Below are 17,133 nucleotides of genomic sequence, written 5' to 3'. Positions count from 1 at the left end.
CTTCGCTTACAGGACGATCGAAGACAGTCGCTGCTTCAGTTGCTGCAGCGCCAGCGCGCGGTGGCTGAGGGTGTTCTTCAGCGCCGGCTCCATTTCCGCTGCGGTCAGGCCGTGGCGGGGGTCCAGGAACACCGGGTTGTAACCGAAGCCGTTGCTGCCGCGCGGCGCGTCCAGGATCAGCCCTTCCCAGCGGCCTTCGCAGATCAGCGGCTGCGGGTCGGTGGCATGGCGCAGCAGCACGATCACCGCGAAGAACCGCGCGGTGCGCTGGCTGGCCGGCACGTCACGCAGGTCGGCCAGCAGCTTGGCGTTGTTGGCAGCATCGTCAGTCGGGCTGCCGGCGTAGCGTGCGCTGTACAGGCCAGGGGCACCGCCCAAGGCATCGACGATCAGGCCCGAATCATCGGCCAGCGCGGGCATGCCACTGGCCTGGCAGGCGGCGCGTGCCTTGATCAGCGCGTTCTCGACGAACGTCAGGCCGGTTTCCGGCACATCGCCTACGCCCGCTGCGGCTGCCGAGACGATCTGCAGCGGCAGGTCGGCCAGCATCGCCTGCATTTCCTTCAACTTGCCGGCGTTGTGGCTGGCCAGTACCAGGCGCCCGTTCACGGCGTCCTTCATGCGCGCAGCTCCAGCAGATCCCAGGTGTTGCCGTACAGGTCGCGGAATACGGCGACCGTGGCGTAGGACTCCTGCCGCGGCGCCTCAAGGAACTCGACGCCCGCCGCACGCATCGCGGCATGGTCGCGTGCGAAATCATCGGTTTCCAGGAAGAAGGCAACGCGGCCACCGGCCTGGTCGCCGATGCGCGAGGCCTGCACGTCACTGCTGGCGCGGGCCAGCAGCAGGCCGGCCCCGCCGTCGGCGGCTGGCGCCACCACCACCCAGCGCTTGCCGGCGCCCTGGTCGATGTCCTGCTGCAGCTGGAAGCCCAGCGCGCTGGTGAACCAGGCGATGGCGCGGTCGTAGTCATCGACCAGGTAGGTGGTCAGGGCCAGCCGACGCTTCATGCCGACAGCGCCGCCTGCTGGGCGGCGAGCAGTTCGCCCACGCCCTTGTCGGCCAGCGCCAGCAGCGCGTCCAGCTCGTCGCGGCGGAAGGCGTGGCCTTCGGCCGTGCCCTGCAGCTCGATGAAGCCGCCGCCATCGTTCATCACCACGTTCATGTCGGTGTCGCAATCGCTGTCTTCGGCGTAATCCAGGTCCAGCACCGGGGTGCCGCGGTAGACGCCGACCGACACCGCGGCGACGGCACCGATGATCGGGTTGCGCTTGATGTCGCCGCGCTTCATCAGCAGGTTCACCGCATCGGCCAGGGCGACGTAAGCGCCGGTGATGGCCGCGGTGCGGGTGCCGCCGTCGGCCTGCAGCACGTCGCAATCCAGGGTGATGGTGCGCTCGCCCAGTGCATTGCGGTCCACGCAGGCGCGCAGGCTGCGGCCGATCAGGCGCTGGATTTCCAGCGTGCGGCCGCCCTGCTTGCCACGCGCCGCTTCACGGTCGCTGCGGGTGTGGGTGGCGCGCGGCAGCATGCCGTACTCGGCGGTGACCCAGCCTTCGCCCTTTCCGCGCAGGAAACCCGGTACGCGGTTCTCCACCGTGGCGGTGCACAGCACGCGGGTTTCGCCGAAGCACACCAGCACCGAACCTTCGGCATGGCGGGTGAAGCCGCGCTGCAGGGTGACAGTGCGCATCTGGTCGGGCTGGCGGCCACTGGGGCGGGTATTGGACATGGCGGGGTACCGTTGGAGCGGGAAGAACGCGTCCATGCCCGCACCCTGATCGGGGCAGGCAGGGAGGCTCGAAAGAAGCCGCTAGGGTACCATTCCCTCTTTGCAAGCATCTGGAAATCCCATGATCCGAAGCATGACCGCCTACGCTGGCGGCGAGCGCGCCACCGATTGGGGCACGCTGGGCTGCGAGCTGCGTTCGGTGAACCACCGCTTCCTTGAAGTCGGTACCCGTCTGCCGGAAGAGCTGCGCGCACTGGAACCGCAGCTGCGCGAGCGGATTGCCGCCCGCCTGAGCCGTGGCAAGCTGGACCTGGTCATGCGGCTGCGCACGCCGGAGGCGTCAGCCAGCCTGCAGGTCAACGATGTGCTGCTGGGTCAGCTGGGCCAGCTCGCGCACCGGCTGACCTCGGATTTCCCGAACCTGCAGGTCAACTTCACCGAGCTGCTGCAGCTGCCGGGCGTGCTGCAGGGCGAAGCCGCCGATGCCGCCGTGCTGCAGGTCGAGGCGCTGTCCCTGCTGGATCACGTGCTGGATGGCTTCGTCGCTGCCCGCGAACGCGAGGGTGACAAGCTGTCCACCGCGATCAGCGAGCGCGTGGACGCCATCGACCGCATCGCCGCCGAGGTCCGCACCCTGATCCCGGCCATCCGCGAAGGGCAGCGTGCCAAGCTGGCCGCGCGCCTGGCCGACCTGCCGCATCCGGTGGATCCCGGCCGTGCCGAGCAGGAGCTGGTGATGTGGTTGCAGAAGCTGGACGTGGACGAGGAACTGGACCGCCTGTCCAGCCATATCGTGGAGATCCGCCGCGTGCTGAAGCAGCGCGAGCCGGTGGGCCGTCGCCTCGACTTCCTGTTGCAGGAGTTCAACCGTGAAGCCAATACGCTCGGCTCCAAGTCCGTCGACAGCCGCACCAGCAACGCGGCGGTGGAACTGAAAGTGCTGATCGACCAGATCCGCGAACAGGTGCAGAACATCGAATGAGCAGCCCGTCGATCCTTCCGTCGGCCACGCCTGCGCGCGGCACGCTGTACATCGTGGCGGCGCCTTCCGGTGCCGGCAAGAGCAGCATCGTCAACGCCACCCTGGCACGTGATCCGCAGATCGCGCTGTCCATTTCCTTCACTTCGCGCGCTGCACGGCCGGGCGAGATCAATGGCGAGCACTACCATTTCGTCAGTGCAGAGCGGTTCGAAGAGATGATCGCCGATGGCGATTTCTTCGAACATGCCTGGGTGCATGGGGACTGGAAGGGCACGGCCCGGCAGTCGGTGGAGCCGCAGCTGGCGGCTGGCCAGGATGTGCTGCTGGAGATCGACTGGCAGGGTGCACAGCAGGTGCGCCAGCTGGTGCCGGGCACGGTCACCGTGTTCATCCTGCCGCCGTCGAAGCAGGCACTGCAGGACCGCATGCGCAAGCGGGGGCAGGACAGCGAGGCGGTGATCACCCAGCGCCTGTCAGCGGCGCGCGAGGAAATGCTGCACTTCAACGACTTCGACTACGTCATCGTCAACGAGGTGTTCGATACTGCAGTCAATGAGTTGTGTGCCATTTTCACCGCCAGCCGCCTGCGCCGGGAGGCACAGAAGGTGCGTCATGGCGGCCTGATCCAGGCGCTGTTGACCGCGGATACGGGCGCAACTGACTGATTGCAAAAGGATCATCCAGGGGCTGGCTTGATTTCGCCCAGTCGCTGCGGTTACACTCCGTCCCCTTTCCCTCATTCGACTGAGCGGCCTGACGGTCGCCGGGAGCCCGTATGGCCCGCATTACCGTAGAAGATTGCCTGGAAGTCGTGAACAACCGTTTCGAGTTGGTCATGATGGCGTCCAAGCGCGCTCGCCAGCTCGCCAATGGCGTGCCGGCCACGCTGGACAACAGCGAAACCGAAGACAAGCCGACCGTGTTGGCGCTGCGCGAGATCGCAGCCCGCAAGATCGACAACGCCCTGATCGACGAAGTCGAGAAGTCCGAGCGTGAGCGTGCTGAGCGTGAAGCGCTGGAATGGGCCGCCGCTGAAGTGGTTGCCGACGAAGACATGTCCAAGAACGACGACTGAGCTGCATCCGTCGCTTCAGGTCAGACACGAAACAGCCCGCCGCAAGCGGGCTGTTTCGCATTCAGGATTTGCTGAAAACGCGACGCTGGCATAGGCTTCGGCCATGAACCCAGGCCCCACTGCCAAGGTAGCCGCGCCCCCGCGCGCGGACGTACCCGACTATGTCCTTCAGCTTGAGCGCGCTGCGCGTTACCTGCCGCCGGAGCAGCTGCCGTTGCTGCGTCGCGCCTGGGAGGTCGGCGCCGCTGCGCATGCGGGGCAGACCCGCAAGTCCGGCGAACCCTACATCACCCATCCGGTGGCGGTGGCGCAGGTGCTGGCCGAGCTGGGCCTGGACATGGAAGCGCTGATCGCGGCGATCCTGCACGACACCATTGAAGATACCCCGCTGACCCGGGAAGAGCTGGCCGCAGAGTTTGGCGAGCCGGTCGCCGAGCTGGTGGACGGGGTCACCAAGCTGGACAAGCTGAAGTTCCGCGACCGCCAGGAAGCGGCGGCCGAAAGCTTCCGCAAGATGCTGCTGGCGATGTCGCGCGATCTGCGCGTGATCATGATCAAGCTGGCTGACCGCCTGCACAATATGCGTACCCTGGGTGCGCAGAGCAGCGAGGCGCGTGGCCGCATCGCCCGCGAGACGCTGGAGATCTACGCGCCCATCGCACAGCGGCTGGGCATGAGCCTGGTCAAGAGCGAACTGCAGAACCTGGGCTTCAAGGCGTTGTACCCCTGGCGCCACGCGATCCTGGAAAAGCACATCCGCAGCCAGCCCGTGGTGCGCCGCGAGGCGATGGCGCAGGTGGAAGTGCAGCTCAGCCAGCGGCTGGCGAAGGAAGGGCTCGAGCATCGGCTGGTCAGCCGGATCAAGACTCCGTGGAGCATCTACAACAAGATGCACGACGAGAACAAATCCTTCGATCAGGTCATGGACGTCTTCGGCTTCCGCCTGGTGGTGCGCAGCGTGCCGAATGCATACCACGCGCTGGGCGCCGTGCACGCTGCCTTCAAGCCCCTCGACGGGCGCTTCCGCGATTTCATCGCGATCCCCAAGGCGAACGGCTACCAGTCGCTGCATACCGTGCTGTTCGGGCCGTACGGGTCGCCGATCGAGGTGCAGATCCGCACCGAGGAAATGGACCTGATCGCCGAGCGCGGCGTGGCGGCGCACTGGACCTACAAGTTCGGCGGCGACACGCCCAACAGTGCACAGAGCCGTGCGCATGCGTGGATCGTCGAGCTGATCGACTCGCAGCGCGCCGCGGGCAGTTCGCTGGAGTTCCTCGACAACGTGAAAGTCGACCTGTTCCCGGACGAGGTCTATCTGTTCACGCCGAAGGGCAAGATCATGGCGCTGCCGCGCAACGCCACCGCGCTGGATTTCGCTTACGGCGTGCATACCGACGTCGGCAATACGGCCGTCGCCTCGCGCGTGGACAAGAAACTGGTGCCGCTGCGGACCAAGCTGGTCAGTGGCCAGACCGTGGAGATCATCACGGCCCGCTCGGCCACGCCGAAACCGCAGTGGCTGGAGTTCGTGGTGACCAGCAAGGCGCGTACCGCCATCCGCCACCAGCTGAAACAGCTGGAGCACGAAGATGCCGTGCAGCTGGGCCATCGCATGCTGGATCGCGCGCTGGAAGCCATGGACTCTTCGTTGGAGCGGTTGCCGAAGGGGCGCCTCGATGCGTTCCTCGCCGAGCACCGGTTCCCGCGTCTGGAAGCCCTGCTGGCCGAAGTCGCGCTGGGCAACTGGATGCCGAACCAGGCGGCGCAGGCGCTGATGGCCTATGCCGAACTGCGCGGTGGTGCCCGCCATCATTCGCAGGAAAAGATCCTGATCAATGGCAGCGAGCGCGGCGTGGTGACGTTCGCCAACTGCTGCCAGCCGATTCCCGGCGATGAAATCATGGGGTACCACACCGCCGGCAAGGGCATCGTGGTGCATCGCATGGACTGCCCGAACCTGGCCGAGCTGCGCAAGTCGCCGGAGCGCTGGGTGCCGATCGGATGGGATTCGTCGGTGTCCGGCGACTACGACACCTCGCTGGTGGTCGAGGTTGAAAACGGAACCGGCGTGCTGGCACAGCTGGCCGCAGCGATCGCACAGAGCCAGTCCAACATCGAGCGCGTCGACTACCTGGATCGCGATTTCAATGCCGCGGTGTTGGCCTTCAACGTGCAGGTCCGTGACCGCAACCACCTGGCCGAAGTGATGCGCCGCCTGCGCCGGCTGTCGGTGGTGCAATCGGTCCGCCGCCAATAGGTCGCGGGCTGCAGCGTAGCGCCGGGCCATGCCCGGCAAGCGCGCAGCGCGGCCTGTTCCGGTCATCGATATCCGAGCCGTGCCCGGTACAATGAGCGCTCTGTTTTTCCTGTTACCGGAGTACTCGCATGACCCGCCAGATCATCAACACTGAAAAGGCCCCGGCCGCCATCGGTCCTTACTCGCAGGCCGTGCGCGCAGGCAACACCGTGTACTTCTCCGGCCAGATCCCGCTGGATCCCGCCACCGGCGACATCGTCGGCGTGGGTGACGTGGAAGCGCAGGCGCGTCGCGCATTCGACAACCTCAAGGCCGTCGCCGAAGAGGCCGGTGGCTCGCTGGACCAGATCGTCCGTCTGGGTCTGTACCTGACCGACCTGGCCGAGTTCGCCAAGGTCAATGCCGTGATGCAGGACTATTTCAAGGCGCCGTTCCCGGCGCGTTCGACCATCGAAGTGTCCGGACTGCCGAAGGGCGCCAACTTCGAAGTCGATGCGGTGATGGTCATCGGCTGAAACCGGCGTGGCACGCAAGGCCGTCGCCACCCCGGCACTGGCGCCCGCCGGTCAGGCTTCGCTGGCGATGCTTGCCGGTGTCGGTCCAGCCGTGGCCGGCAAGCTGCAGGCGCGCGGACTGGGCACGCTGCAGGACCTGTGGCTGCACTTGCCGCTGCGCTACGAGGACCGTACCCGGCTGACCCTGATCGAAGACCTGCGTGCCGGTGTGCCGGCCCAGGTAGAAGGCCGGGTCGCTGCGGTGGAGCGGGGTATGCGCTATCGGCCGATGCTGAAGGTCGCCATCGAAGACGAAGGGCGCGGCACGTTGGTGCTGCGCTTTTTTCATTTCCGCCAGCAGCAGGTCGCGCAGTTCGCGGTCGGCAACCGGCTGCGCTGCTTTGGTACGCCCAAGCCGGGGCAGGTGGGGCTGGAGATCGTGCATCCCAGCTACCAGGTGTTGGGCCGCAACGAAGATCCGGCGCTGGGTGATCGGCTGGATCCGGTGTATCCCACGGTGGAAGGGGTCGGGCCGGCGACGATGCGCAAGCTGATCAGCCAGGCGCTCGATCGCCTGCCCGAAGAGTCCACGCTGGAACTGCTGCCCCTTGGCTGGTTGGAGGGGCTGGGGTTGCCGTCACTGCGCAGTGCACTGCTGACCGTGCATCGCCCACCGCAGGATGCGGACCTGTCCGCGCTCGCCAGCGGCATCCACCCGGCGCAGCGGCGCTTGGCGATGGAAGAGCTGCTGGCGCACCACCTCAGCCTGCGTCGCCAGCGCATCGCACTGCAGGCGCATCACGCCCCCCCGCTGGCCGGCCCCGGCCGGTTGGCCAAGGCGCTGTTGAAGCAGCTGCCGTTCGCCCTTACCGGCGCACAGCAGCGGGTTTTCACCCAGATCCGCGAGGACCTGGCGCGGCCCAGCCCCATGCTGCGGCTGGTGCAGGGCGATGTGGGGTCGGGCAAGACCGTGGTGGCGGCGCTGGCGGCGATGCTGGCGGTGGAGCAGGGCAAACAGGTGGCGCTGGCTGCGCCGACCGAACTGCTGGCCGAGCAGCATCTCAACAACCTGCGTGGTTGGTTGGAGCCGCTGGGCGTGCAGGTCGCCTGGCTGGCCGGCAAAGTGACCGGAAAGGCGCGGGCCAAGGTGCTGGAGCAGGTGGCCAACGGGCAGGCACAGGTGGTGGTGGGAACGCATGCGTTGATGCAGGACGCCGTGGTGTTCCAGGACCTGGCGCTGGCCATTGTCGATGAGCAGCACCGCTTCGGCGTGCATCAACGGCTGGCGCTGCGTGACAAGGGGGCGGGCGGCAACAGCGTGCCGCATCAGCTGGTGATGACGGCCACGCCGATTCCGCGCACCCTGGCGATGTCCGAGTACGCCGATCTGGATGTGTCGGCCATCGACGAACTGCCCCCCGGGCGCACGCCGGTGCAGACCGTGGCGCTCAACGCCGACCGCCGTCCGGAGCTGATCGAACGCATCGCGCTGGCCTGCAGTGAAGGGCGGCAGGTGTATTGGGTGTGCACGCTGATCGAAGAAAGCGAAGAGCTGGACGCCACGCCGGCGCAGGCCACGTTCGAATCGCTGCAGGCGCTGCTGCCGGGCGTACGCGTGGGACTGGTGCACGGGCGGCTGAAGCCGGCGGAGAAGCTGGCCACGATGGTGGCGTTCAAGGCGGGTGCGATCGACCTGTTGGTGGCGACCACCGTGATCGAGGTAGGGGTGGACGTGCCCAACGCGTCGTTGATGGTGATCGAAAATGCCGAGCGGCTTGGTCTGGCGCAGTTGCATCAGCTGCGTGGCCGGGTGGGCCGGGGCTCTGCCGTATCGCGCTGCATGCTGCTGTACCAGATGCCGTTGTCCGCCATGGCGCGTGAGCGCCTGCAGACCATGCGCGAGACCAACGATGGCTTCGTGATCGCCGAAAAGGATCTGGAGCTGCGTGGGCCCGGGGAGCTGCTGGGAACGCGGCAGACCGGACTGGCGGGGTTCCGTATCGCCGACCTGGCGCGCGATGCCGGGTTGCTGCCGGTCGTGCACGAACTGGCCGAACGGCTGCTGCAGGAGCAGCCCGGCTTGGCCGACCGCGTGGTGGACCGCTGGATCGGCACCGCCGTGCGCTACGCGTCCGCGTGATCCGGTGCGTGCGAGCCAAGGGAGGGGCCGGGCGGGAGGGGATTGCAGGGGACGGCAACAGCCGCATCCTGCGGGCCTCGTTTCGCGCCATCCATGGCGCTCAACGCCCCTGCAAGCCCCTCCCGCCCGGCCCTGACACTCTGCGCGCGCGTCCGGCAGGGTGGTAGCGCCGAGCCGTGCTCGGCGAGCGCGAAGCGCGGCCTGCATCAGGCGGTGCGATGGCGGGTAGCATCCGCGTGATCTGGTAGCGCCGAGCCACGCTCGGCGGATGCCGGATGCCGGACGCAGGCCGCGCTGCGCGCTCGCCGACCATGGGTCGGCGCTACCGGAATGGGGCAGCCGCCCGCCCGGCCTCCCCAGAAACCGCATCACCCGACGCTGCGGTTGTATTTGCAGGTGATCGGGTGCGACACTCCGTTGCCGCTCAGAAGACGGCACCGATGACTCACAAGATCCCGCTGTTGATCGACACCGACCCCGGTGTGGATGACGCCCTGGCCCTGCTGATGGCTTTCGCCGATGAGCGCCACGAGGTGGTCGCACTGACCATCGCTGCCGGCAACGTCGGCTTGGACTACACCGTCCGCAACGCCCTCAAGCTGTGTGAAGTCGTCGGCCGGGATGATGTGCCGGTCTTCGCCGGCAGTCCGGATCCGCTGCTGCACCCTTCGGTGGATGCCGCCCATGTCCACGGGCGGGATGGCTACGGGGACGTCGACCTGCCACCCCCGGTCCGCACGGCCGAAGCCGAGCACGCCGCACTGGCCATCCTGCGTCTTTCGCACCACCACCAGGGCGAGCTGATGCTGGTCATGCTGGGGCCGCTGACCAACCTGGCGCTGGCGCTGAAGCTGGACCCGACGCTGCCGACCCGCATCAAGCGCATCGTGGTGATGGGCGGGGCAGTGACCTGCCAGGGCAACATCACCCCGGCTGCCGAGTTCAACATCGCCTTTGATCCAGAGGCGGCGCACGTGGTGTTTGCCGCCTTCCCGCACCTGCTGGTGTCGGATTGGGAAGCGACCGTGGCCCACGGCCTGCCGCTGCCGCAGGCAGAGACCTGGCTGGCCGCGGATTCGGACCGTGCGCGCTTCTACGAGCTGATCTCGCGCAAAACCCGCGCGCTGTCGGAGGACAGCAAGGGCGATCGCTGGTTCACCGCCGACGCCTTGGCGATGGCGTGGGCACTCAACCCGGAGGGCGAACAGCGGGTCGAGTCGCGTCCGGTGAACATCGAGCTGAACGGTGTGTTCAGCCGCGGTGCCACGATCGTCGACTGGAACCGCCAGACGGGCCAGCCGGACAATTGCGACCTGCTGATGGCGTACGACCAGAACCGCTTCGAAGCGTTGGTGCGCCACGCGCTCGGAGCCTGACCGGGCGGCCTGTAGCCCCCGCCATCAGGCAGGTTGCCCCCAGGGGCGGCGGGGCTTATAATGCCGCTCTTGCGTTTCCCTTACCCATATTTACGGTGTGAGCCCATGAAGGCCGATATCCATCCCGAGTACCGCGACGTCGTCTTTCATGACGTCACCTCCGATTTCAAGATCCTGACCCGCTCCACCATGGGCGCCAAGGAAACCACCAAGTGGGAAGACGGCAACGAGTACCCGCTCGTGAAGGTCGAAATCTCTTCTGCTTCGCATCCGTTCTACACGGGCAAGCACAAGGTGATCGACACCTCCGGCCGTATCGACAAGTTCCAGAAGCGTTACGCGCGCTGATACGTCGAGTTCCATGCTTGGGCCAGCGGCCGCGCATTGCGCGGCCGTTTGCTTTCCGGCGTATGGCCCGCCTCACCGTATGGTGCTGGAACGCTGCGTCCGTACAGCCGTGATGCGGTGATATGCCCGTAGGCGGGGGCTACGCCGCGACGATCACTTCATCTACGACTTCCGTCTAACCCCGTGAAAATGCTGCTGTGCGATAATGGCGCCATCCGCGGCAGAGGTCGTGGACGTCATTCACGTGCCTGACCAATGCGCTTGGGCAGGCGCCTTCCCCTTGAAGGAGCGCACACAGTGTCCGATCTTGATCAGGTCACGCTCAACGCCGGCGATAAGTCGGTCGTTCTGCCGGTCATCAAACCCACTCTCGGCAACGACTGCGTCGACATTTCGAAGCTGACCAAGGAAACGGGGTATTTCACCTACGATTCCGGCTTCACTGCCACCGCAAGCTGCAAGTCGGCCATCACGTACATCGATGGCGACAAGGGCGTTCTGCTGTATCGCGGCTATCCGATCGAGCAGCTCTCGGAAAAGTCGAGCTACGTCGAAGTTGCCTACCTGCTGATCAACGGCGAGCGTCCCGACGCCGCCCAGTTGAAAGCATTCAACGAAGAACTGGCTGCTGAAGCCACCGTCGACGCGTCGATCAACACGCTGATCGGCAGCTTCGCCAAGGATGCCCATCCGATGGCGATCCTGACCGCCGCCATCGCGCAGCTGTCGGGTATCTATCACGCGTCGCTGGACCTGGCCGACGCCGAGCAGCGTCGCCAGGCCGCCGTGCGCCTGATCGCCAAGGTGCCGACCCTGTCGGCCCTGATCTACCGCCATGGCAAGGGCCTGCCGGCCAACACGCCGGATACCTCGCTGGATTACGTCAGCCGCTTCCTGAAGCAGACCTTCGAAGCCGCCGACGGCAGCTACGACCTGAACCAGGACGTCGTCAAGGCGCTGGACCTGCTGTTCATCCTGCACGCCGACCACGAACAGAACGCGTCGACGTCGACGGTTCGCCTGGTCGGTTCGACCGGTGCCAACCCGTACGCGTCGGTCGCCGCGGGCGTCACCGCGCTGTGGGGTCCGGCCCACGGCGGTGCCAACGAAGCCGTGCTGAAGATGCTGGAAGAGATCGGTTCGGCCGACAACGTCGAGTCCGCCGTGCTCAAGGCCAAGGACAAGACCTCCGGCTTCCGCCTGATGGGCTTCGGTCACCGCGTGTACAAGAACTTCGACCCGCGCGCCAAGGTCATCGGTGAGATGACGGGCAAGGTGTTGAAGCAGCTGGGCGTGCAGGATCCGCTGCTCGACGTGGCGGTGAAGCTGGAACAGGCAGCGCTGCAGGACGAGTACTTCGTTGCCCGCAAGCTGTACCCGAACGTCGATTTCTACAGCGGCATCATCTACAAGGCGCTGCAGATTCCGACCGAGATGTTCACCGTCATGTTCGCGCTGGGCCGTACCTCCGGCTGGGTCGCGCATTGGCTGGAGCAGCAGGTCGATCCGGAAATGAAGATCGGTCGTCCGCGCCAGGTCTACACCGGTAGCGACGTGCGCGACTACCAGGGCTGATCACACAGCGACCTCGTAGTGAAGAACGCCCCGCACTGCGGGGCTTCTTTTTTCTGGCGCACGGTGGATGACACGCAGGTGGCCGCCTCATCGGCGGTCGTGACGGGGCAGGAAAAGCGTCAGGCAGGCGCCGCCCAAGGCCGAGTCGTGGATATCGACGCGACCGCCGTGGCGCTCGGCGATGGTACGCACCATCGCCAGGCCGAGCCCGAATCCACCTGCCGTTTCGCTCAGGCGGACGTAGGGCGTGAACACGTCCTGGCGATGTGCGGGCGGGATGCCCGGGCCGTCGTCGTCCACACGCAGGTGCAGCCCATCCCGGCGCATCTCCGCGCTGACCCTGACCTCGGTCCGTGCGTGGCGCACTGCGTTGCCCAGCAGGTTGCGCACGGCAAGTTCCAGTGCAATGGCATTGGCGTGTACACCGACGCCGGGTGCGCATGCCCATCGCAGGCGCGGCCCCTTCTGGTTCATGAAGTTGGCTGCGGCCGAGCGCAGCAGGCCGGGCATCTCCACCCAATTCAACTCCACCAGCGGCATGCGGCCAAAGCGGACATATTCCACCCCCGCCGACGTCAGGTCTTCCAGCCATTGCAGGTCGGCCTGCATCTCGCGCAGCAGATCGTGCGCGCCACTGTCGTCCGCTGCACAGGCCTCTTCCACAAGGCTGGCGGTGAAACGCAGGCGTGTGATCGGCGTGCGCAGCTCATGTGCCATGGCCTGTCCCATCAAACGCTGCCCGTCCAGCAGCGTGCGCATCTGCTGCGCCATATCCTGCAGGGCCCGCCCCAGCGGACGAAGCAGGTGGGTGCGCAGCGCAGGTATGGGGTGGTCGAACGCGTTGGCCCGCAGGTGGTGGACGGTGTCGTGCAGCACATGCACGTCATGCCACAGTCGGTGGATCAGGAAGTACAAGGGCAGCGCGATGGCGGCCACCACGGTGGACAACAGGCCCAACAGGTAGAGCACCTCGCTGGCGTGCAGCTCGGACAGGTCCGGCAGCGTGTCGACGAAGCGGACCAGGGTGACGGCCTGGTCGGTAGTGCCCAGGCGCTGGTTGCTGTAGGCGCCGTGCGAGGTCATGATGATTTCGCCCTTCGACAGCGCGCTCCGCTCGCTTTCAGGGACGAGTGCCTGCACCTGATCCAGTGGTCGCAGGTAGATGGGGTAGCCGAATACCGCCTGCAAGGCGTCCATCTCTTTCATCCGGTCGCCCGCATCGTGGCTCAACAGCCGTTGGGCAATCAGGGCGTGGGTCCCCTCCACCTCGTAACGCATCGACTGGTCATGCGTGTCATCGGTCCAACGCTCCCACATCATCGTGCCGGTGAACAGCAGGACCAATTGTGCAGTCACGAAGGCGGCGCAGTAGCGGATATAGAGGGGCAGGCGTCCGCGCAGGCGCGTGGGCGGGGTCATTCCCATGCCGCCGGGCTGAACAGATAGCCTTGGCCGCGTACGGTCTTGATGCGGGTCGGGTCGGGTTCGGTATCACCAAGACGGCGGCGCAAGCGCGAGATGCGCGCATCCATCGAGCGGTCCATGCCGTCAAAGCCGATGCCGCGCAGTCCCTGGAACAACGTCTCACGATCGATGATCCTGCCGGGGTTGCGGGCCAGCAGCACCAGCAGATCGAAGTCGGCCGTGGTCAGACCCACCGGTTGACCACTCAGATGCACATCGCGGCTATCCGGCTCGATACGCAGCTGTCCAAACACCAGCGCAACGTCGTCCTGTGCTGCCGGCACCGATGTCTGCCGACGCAGATGGGCACGCAGGCGCGCCAGCAGCACGCGAGGCTCGATCGGCTTGGTGATGTAGTCATCTGCACCAAGTTCCAGTCCCAGTACCTGCTGAATGTCATCGGCCTGCGCACTGAAGATGCACAGCACGCCGTTGTACTGCGCCCTCACGCGGCGGCATACATCCAGCCCATCCATATCCGGAAGGCCCAGGTCGAGCAGCACCACATCCGGCGGGGCGCACTGGATGCTTGCGATGGCCTGCTCACCACAGTCCACGCGCTGTACATCGAATCCATGCCCCATCAGATAGCGCGTTACAAGCGCGGCGAGGCGGTCGTCATCTTCAACCAGAAGCAAGCGTGACATCGGGATGCTCGTCATCATCAAAGCCTCATGCTGCGGAGCTCTCTGACGATATGGCATGGGCAATAGCGACACGGCACCTGCCGCCGCACCGATGGTTCAGATTCCATTCTCCTACCGGTTGCACGCGGTCACACACGGTCGCAATTGCGTACGCGACCAACACAGTTGCGCTGAGGAAACCGCGAAGCCGGGTCTCCATCATGACGGCTCCAACCAACGCATCAACCAGGAGTCGCAGATGAAGAAGATTCTCTCCCCGATCGCTACTGTCGTTGCACTTTCACTGGCACCCGCCGCCGCATGGGCCGATGTGCAGGACCGTTCCGGTGGCTACGCCGTCGGTGGCCTGGGCAAGACCAAGACCGAGGCGCATGGCAAGAAGATCGACCTCAATCAAGGCAAGCAGAAAGTGGGCACCGGAAAGTTCAACTACACCGTCGGTGGTGGCTACCGCTTCAATGACTACTTTGCAGTTGAAACCAATGTCCATGGTCAGGCCGGCAACAGCAAGAAAAAGTCCTCCCGCAACGGCAGCAAGGACGCCAAGTCGAACGGGGAAGTCGGGTCGCTCAACACCCGCGCCTACACCGTTTCTGGCCTGGTGATCATGCCGGTGGGCGAGCGCGTGGAATTGTTTGGTCGTGCTGGCGTGGGCCGCATGAACACCAGTTTTACCCCGACGGCCGGTAGTGCCATCGGCAAGGCGCGCAGCAGCGGCCTGGCCACGCAGTTCGGTGTCGGTGCCAACTTCCATGTGGGCGAGAACAGCTTCGTGCGCACCGAGTGGACCACGCTTCGGGGTAAAGGCAACGATCAAGTGGCCAAGGCACTAGGTCGCAACAAGCTGGTCTCCTCTGGCGTGATGGTTTCCTACGGCTATAACTTCTGAGCTTGCGGGGCTGCGCCGATGGCGTGGCCCCGCTTTTCCGGCACCTGCCGGTACGGCCCGCACGGAATGGATCATGATGCCCACGCACACACAAGCAGGCCCGGTGCTTCACCCTTCGACGGGCGCTGCCATTGCCGGCGCTTGGGTACTGGATGAGCGCTCGGTGCCGTTGCACGCGCAGGTGGCGCGCATGGCGGCACGACACCGGAGCAACGACCACGATGCAACGTCGTCTGATGGCGCGGGATGCTGGCAGGATGCGTTGCGCGGCATTGCCATGTCCGGGCAGGTGCGTGCGGGCGTCCGTGCATTACGCATCTCACCGTCCGGTCGCTACGTAAGCGTCCTGGATGGCGTGCTGGTCAGTTCCTGCGCGCCAGCCAACGGAGGCAACGGGGAGGAGGCGCAGCAAGGCTGCATGGACGTGTGGGACGCATGGCTGAACGTCCTTGATGCGCGGGGCGTGCAGCGTGCCGTGAACGAGCTGGAGGGGGCATTCGCGATGGCCGTGTATGACCGCGAACGGCACCACGTGACCCTGCTCCGCGATCGCGCAGGCCAGCGTCAGCTGTACTACGCGTTGACCAATGGAATGCTGCTGTTCGCAAGCCAGCCAGGGATGTTGTCCCGCCATCCCGCGTTCGAGCGCCGGGTGGACCGCAACGTGCTTGCGCTGTATCTCCGGCATGGCTACGTGCCTGCGCCCCACTGCATGTTCGCCGGGGTGCTCCAGCTTCGTGCCGGTTGCATGCTGCAATTGGACGCAACCCGCATTCGGCTGGGCGCACGCGGCCACTTGCACGGCGTGGACCAGCGTGCCTACTGGAATGCCGGGCAGGTCTACGAGGCCTCGGCAGCGCGTCGCGACGTGATCGATCCGGCCCATGCAGTCGATGCACTGGATCGTCGGATCCATGCGTCGGTGGCACGCGTTGGCGGAACTCCCGGCTGCGCCGCGTTCCTGTCCGGGGGCGTGGATTCTTCGATGGTGGCTGCGGTCCTGCAGGCGCAGAGCCCCACGCCGGTTACCACGGTGTGCGTCGGATTCGATGACGAAGGACACGATGAGCGCCGTTGGGCCGATGCGGTTGCGCGCGTGCTGGGGGTGAACCACAGCTCGTCCCTGCTGGATGGACAGCGTGCACGCGATCTGGTGCAGCAGCTGCCGCAGGTGTGGTGTGAACCCTTCGCCGATGCGTCGCAGCTGCCCACGCTGGAGGCGTGCCTGCAGCTGGAGCGGGGGCAGACCGTATTGACCGGTGATGGGGGCGATGAACTGTGGTTTGGTCACGGGGCGCACGTGCGGGCCGTGCGCAACGCACGGCTGGCCCAGGCACTGCCCGCCTGCGTGCGGGCATTGGCTCGGCGCAGGCTGCGGGGTGATCCCGAGCAGCCCCGGCTGGGTGGCGCGGCGGCCTTGCTGGCCAACGTGGCCAGCGATGACGTGCGGCATCATTTCCTGCTGCGTACCGTGCGCTGGCGCGACCCGGCGGCGATGGTGAAGGGCGCCGTGCTGCCGCGCACGCTGTACGACGATACCGGCTGCACACTGCGCAATGTGCAGCCTGCCGATCAGGTGCAGTACCTGGACTTCGCCATGGAGTTGAGCAATGGCATCCTGGTCAAGACCCAGCGCGCAGCGGCCAGTACCGGGCTGCAGGTGTATTCGCCGCTGCTTGATCAGCAAACAGTAGAACATGCATGGGCGCTACCGCATGAGCTCAAATTTCGTCATGGCGAACACAAGTGGGTGCTCAAACAGGCGCTGTGCCGCTACCTGCCCACCGAACTTGTGCATCGTCCAAAACGGGGGTTCGGCCCCCCCATCGCCACGTGGCTGGCGGGTCCGCTGAGGCCCTGGGCGGAAGCGCTGCTGTCCCTGCCTGCGCTGCAGGCGCACGGTCTGTTGGATGAGGCACGGGTGAGACGGATCTGGGGTGCGTTCCTGGCCGGCGAACGTCGATGGCATCCGCTGCTGTGGACGGTGCTGATGTTCCAGGCCTGGTACGAGCATCATCTGCGGTCGCATTGATTCCCGGCAGGTAGGGCCTGATCTACACCAGTAGCGATGTGCGCGACTGGCAGAATTCGGTCTTTTTACCGCGTCCAGTCAACCATCATCCTGTTCTGCAGCGTGTTTTTCTGCGCTGC

At 65.9% G+C, this 17,133-nt stretch carries 16 protein-coding genes; 11 read left to right on the top strand and 5 right to left on the bottom strand.

The window, feature by feature from the left end; genetic code table 11:
- Positions 1-6 precede the first annotated feature (6 nt).
- The 3 genes from rdgB to rph are packed head-to-tail and all read right to left on the bottom strand — an operon-like array spanning position 7 to position 1,732.
- Entirely contained in the window at positions 7-621 is a 615-nt protein-coding gene (gene rdgB / locus IFT58_RS04535; protein WP_188326286.1) for an RdgB/HAM1 family non-canonical purine NTP pyrophosphatase, read from the bottom strand.
- Positions 618-1,010, bottom strand: a complete 393-nt coding sequence (locus IFT58_RS04530) for a VOC family protein (protein ID WP_188326287.1) — start codon at positions 1,008-1,010, stop codon at positions 618-620. The genes rdgB and IFT58_RS04530 overlap by 4 nt, the downstream gene beginning before the upstream one ends.
- On the bottom strand, positions 1,007-1,732 hold the full coding sequence (gene rph, locus IFT58_RS04525; protein ID WP_188326288.1) for a ribonuclease PH: 726 nt from the start codon (positions 1,730-1,732) through the stop codon (positions 1,007-1,009). The genes IFT58_RS04530 and rph overlap by 4 nt, the downstream gene beginning before the upstream one ends.
- A 121-nt stretch (positions 1,733-1,853) precedes the next feature.
- Between rph and IFT58_RS04520 the strand changes: the two genes are divergently transcribed.
- The 9 genes from IFT58_RS04520 to IFT58_RS04480 all read left to right on the top strand — a co-directional run bounded on the left by IFT58_RS04520 (position 1,854) and on the right by IFT58_RS04480 (position 11,982).
- Complete coding sequence (locus tag IFT58_RS04520; RefSeq protein WP_192094031.1) at positions 1,854-2,714, top strand: YicC/YloC family endoribonuclease; 861 nt, start codon at positions 1,854-1,856, stop codon at positions 2,712-2,714.
- Entirely contained in the window at positions 2,711-3,379 is a 669-nt protein-coding gene (gene gmk / locus IFT58_RS04515; RefSeq protein WP_192081573.1) for a guanylate kinase, read from the top strand. The genes IFT58_RS04520 and gmk overlap by 4 nt, the downstream gene beginning before the upstream one ends.
- A gap of 110 nt (positions 3,380-3,489) precedes the next feature.
- A complete protein-coding gene (gene rpoZ, locus IFT58_RS04510) occupies positions 3,490-3,789 on the top strand; it encodes a DNA-directed RNA polymerase subunit omega (RefSeq protein ID WP_188326291.1) in 300 nt (99 codons plus the stop codon).
- Between the two features lie 103 nt (positions 3,790-3,892).
- Positions 3,893-6,049, top strand: coding sequence for a bifunctional (p)ppGpp synthetase/guanosine-3',5'-bis(diphosphate) 3'-pyrophosphohydrolase (locus IFT58_RS04505; RefSeq protein ID WP_188326292.1), 2,157 nt, complete (start codon positions 3,893-3,895; stop codon positions 6,047-6,049).
- Between the two features lie 128 nt (positions 6,050-6,177).
- On the top strand, positions 6,178-6,564 hold the full coding sequence (locus IFT58_RS04500) for a RidA family protein (RefSeq protein WP_042614411.1): 387 nt from the start codon (positions 6,178-6,180) through the stop codon (positions 6,562-6,564).
- A 7-nt stretch (positions 6,565-6,571) separates the two neighbouring features.
- Complete coding sequence (gene recG / locus IFT58_RS04495) at positions 6,572-8,683, top strand: ATP-dependent DNA helicase RecG (protein ID WP_192094030.1); 2,112 nt, start codon at positions 6,572-6,574, stop codon at positions 8,681-8,683.
- Between the two features lie 440 nt (positions 8,684-9,123).
- Positions 9,124-10,059: a nucleoside hydrolase gene (locus IFT58_RS04490; protein ID WP_188326294.1), complete on the top strand. Its 936-nt coding sequence runs from the start codon at positions 9,124-9,126 to the stop codon at positions 10,057-10,059.
- Positions 10,060-10,164: 105 nt separating this feature from the next.
- Positions 10,165-10,407 carry a type B 50S ribosomal protein L31 gene (locus IFT58_RS04485; RefSeq protein WP_188326295.1) on the top strand — a complete coding sequence of 81 codons (243 nt, stop codon included), beginning with the start codon at positions 10,165-10,167 and terminating at the stop codon, positions 10,405-10,407.
- Between the two features lie 297 nt (positions 10,408-10,704).
- Positions 10,705-11,982, top strand: coding sequence for a citrate synthase (locus IFT58_RS04480; RefSeq protein WP_192094029.1), 1,278 nt, complete (start codon positions 10,705-10,707; stop codon positions 11,980-11,982).
- An 87-nt stretch (positions 11,983-12,069) separates the two neighbouring features.
- Here the strand turns inward: IFT58_RS04480 and IFT58_RS04475 are convergent, their stop codons facing one another.
- Together IFT58_RS04475 and IFT58_RS04470 are read right to left on the bottom strand one after the other, a co-directional pair.
- The gene (locus IFT58_RS04475) at positions 12,070-13,401 is read right to left on the bottom strand and encodes an ATP-binding protein (protein WP_192094028.1); all 1,332 of its coding nucleotides are present in this window, start codon (positions 13,399-13,401) and stop codon (positions 12,070-12,072) included.
- On the bottom strand, positions 13,398-14,093 hold the full coding sequence (locus tag IFT58_RS04470; RefSeq protein WP_274603043.1) for a response regulator: 696 nt from the start codon (positions 14,091-14,093) through the stop codon (positions 13,398-13,400). The genes IFT58_RS04475 and IFT58_RS04470 overlap by 4 nt, the downstream gene beginning before the upstream one ends.
- A gap of 55 nt (positions 14,094-14,148) precedes the next feature.
- Between IFT58_RS04470 and IFT58_RS04465 the strand changes: the two genes are divergently transcribed.
- The gene (locus IFT58_RS04465; protein WP_192094027.1) at positions 14,149-14,982 is read left to right on the top strand and encodes a porin family protein; all 834 of its coding nucleotides are present in this window, start codon (positions 14,149-14,151) and stop codon (positions 14,980-14,982) included.
- Between the two features lie 73 nt (positions 14,983-15,055).
- Entirely contained in the window at positions 15,056-17,014 is a 1,959-nt protein-coding gene (locus IFT58_RS04460; RefSeq protein ID WP_192081567.1) for an asparagine synthase-related protein, read from the top strand.
- Positions 17,015-17,133 lie beyond the last annotated feature (119 nt).

This window comes from Stenotrophomonas sp. CFBP 13718 (assembly GCF_014842145.1).
Lineage (GTDB): Bacteria > Pseudomonadota > Gammaproteobacteria > Xanthomonadales > Xanthomonadaceae > Stenotrophomonas.
The sequence above is the reverse complement of the archived record's forward strand: the minus strand, read 5'-3'. Positions and strand labels throughout refer to the sequence as shown.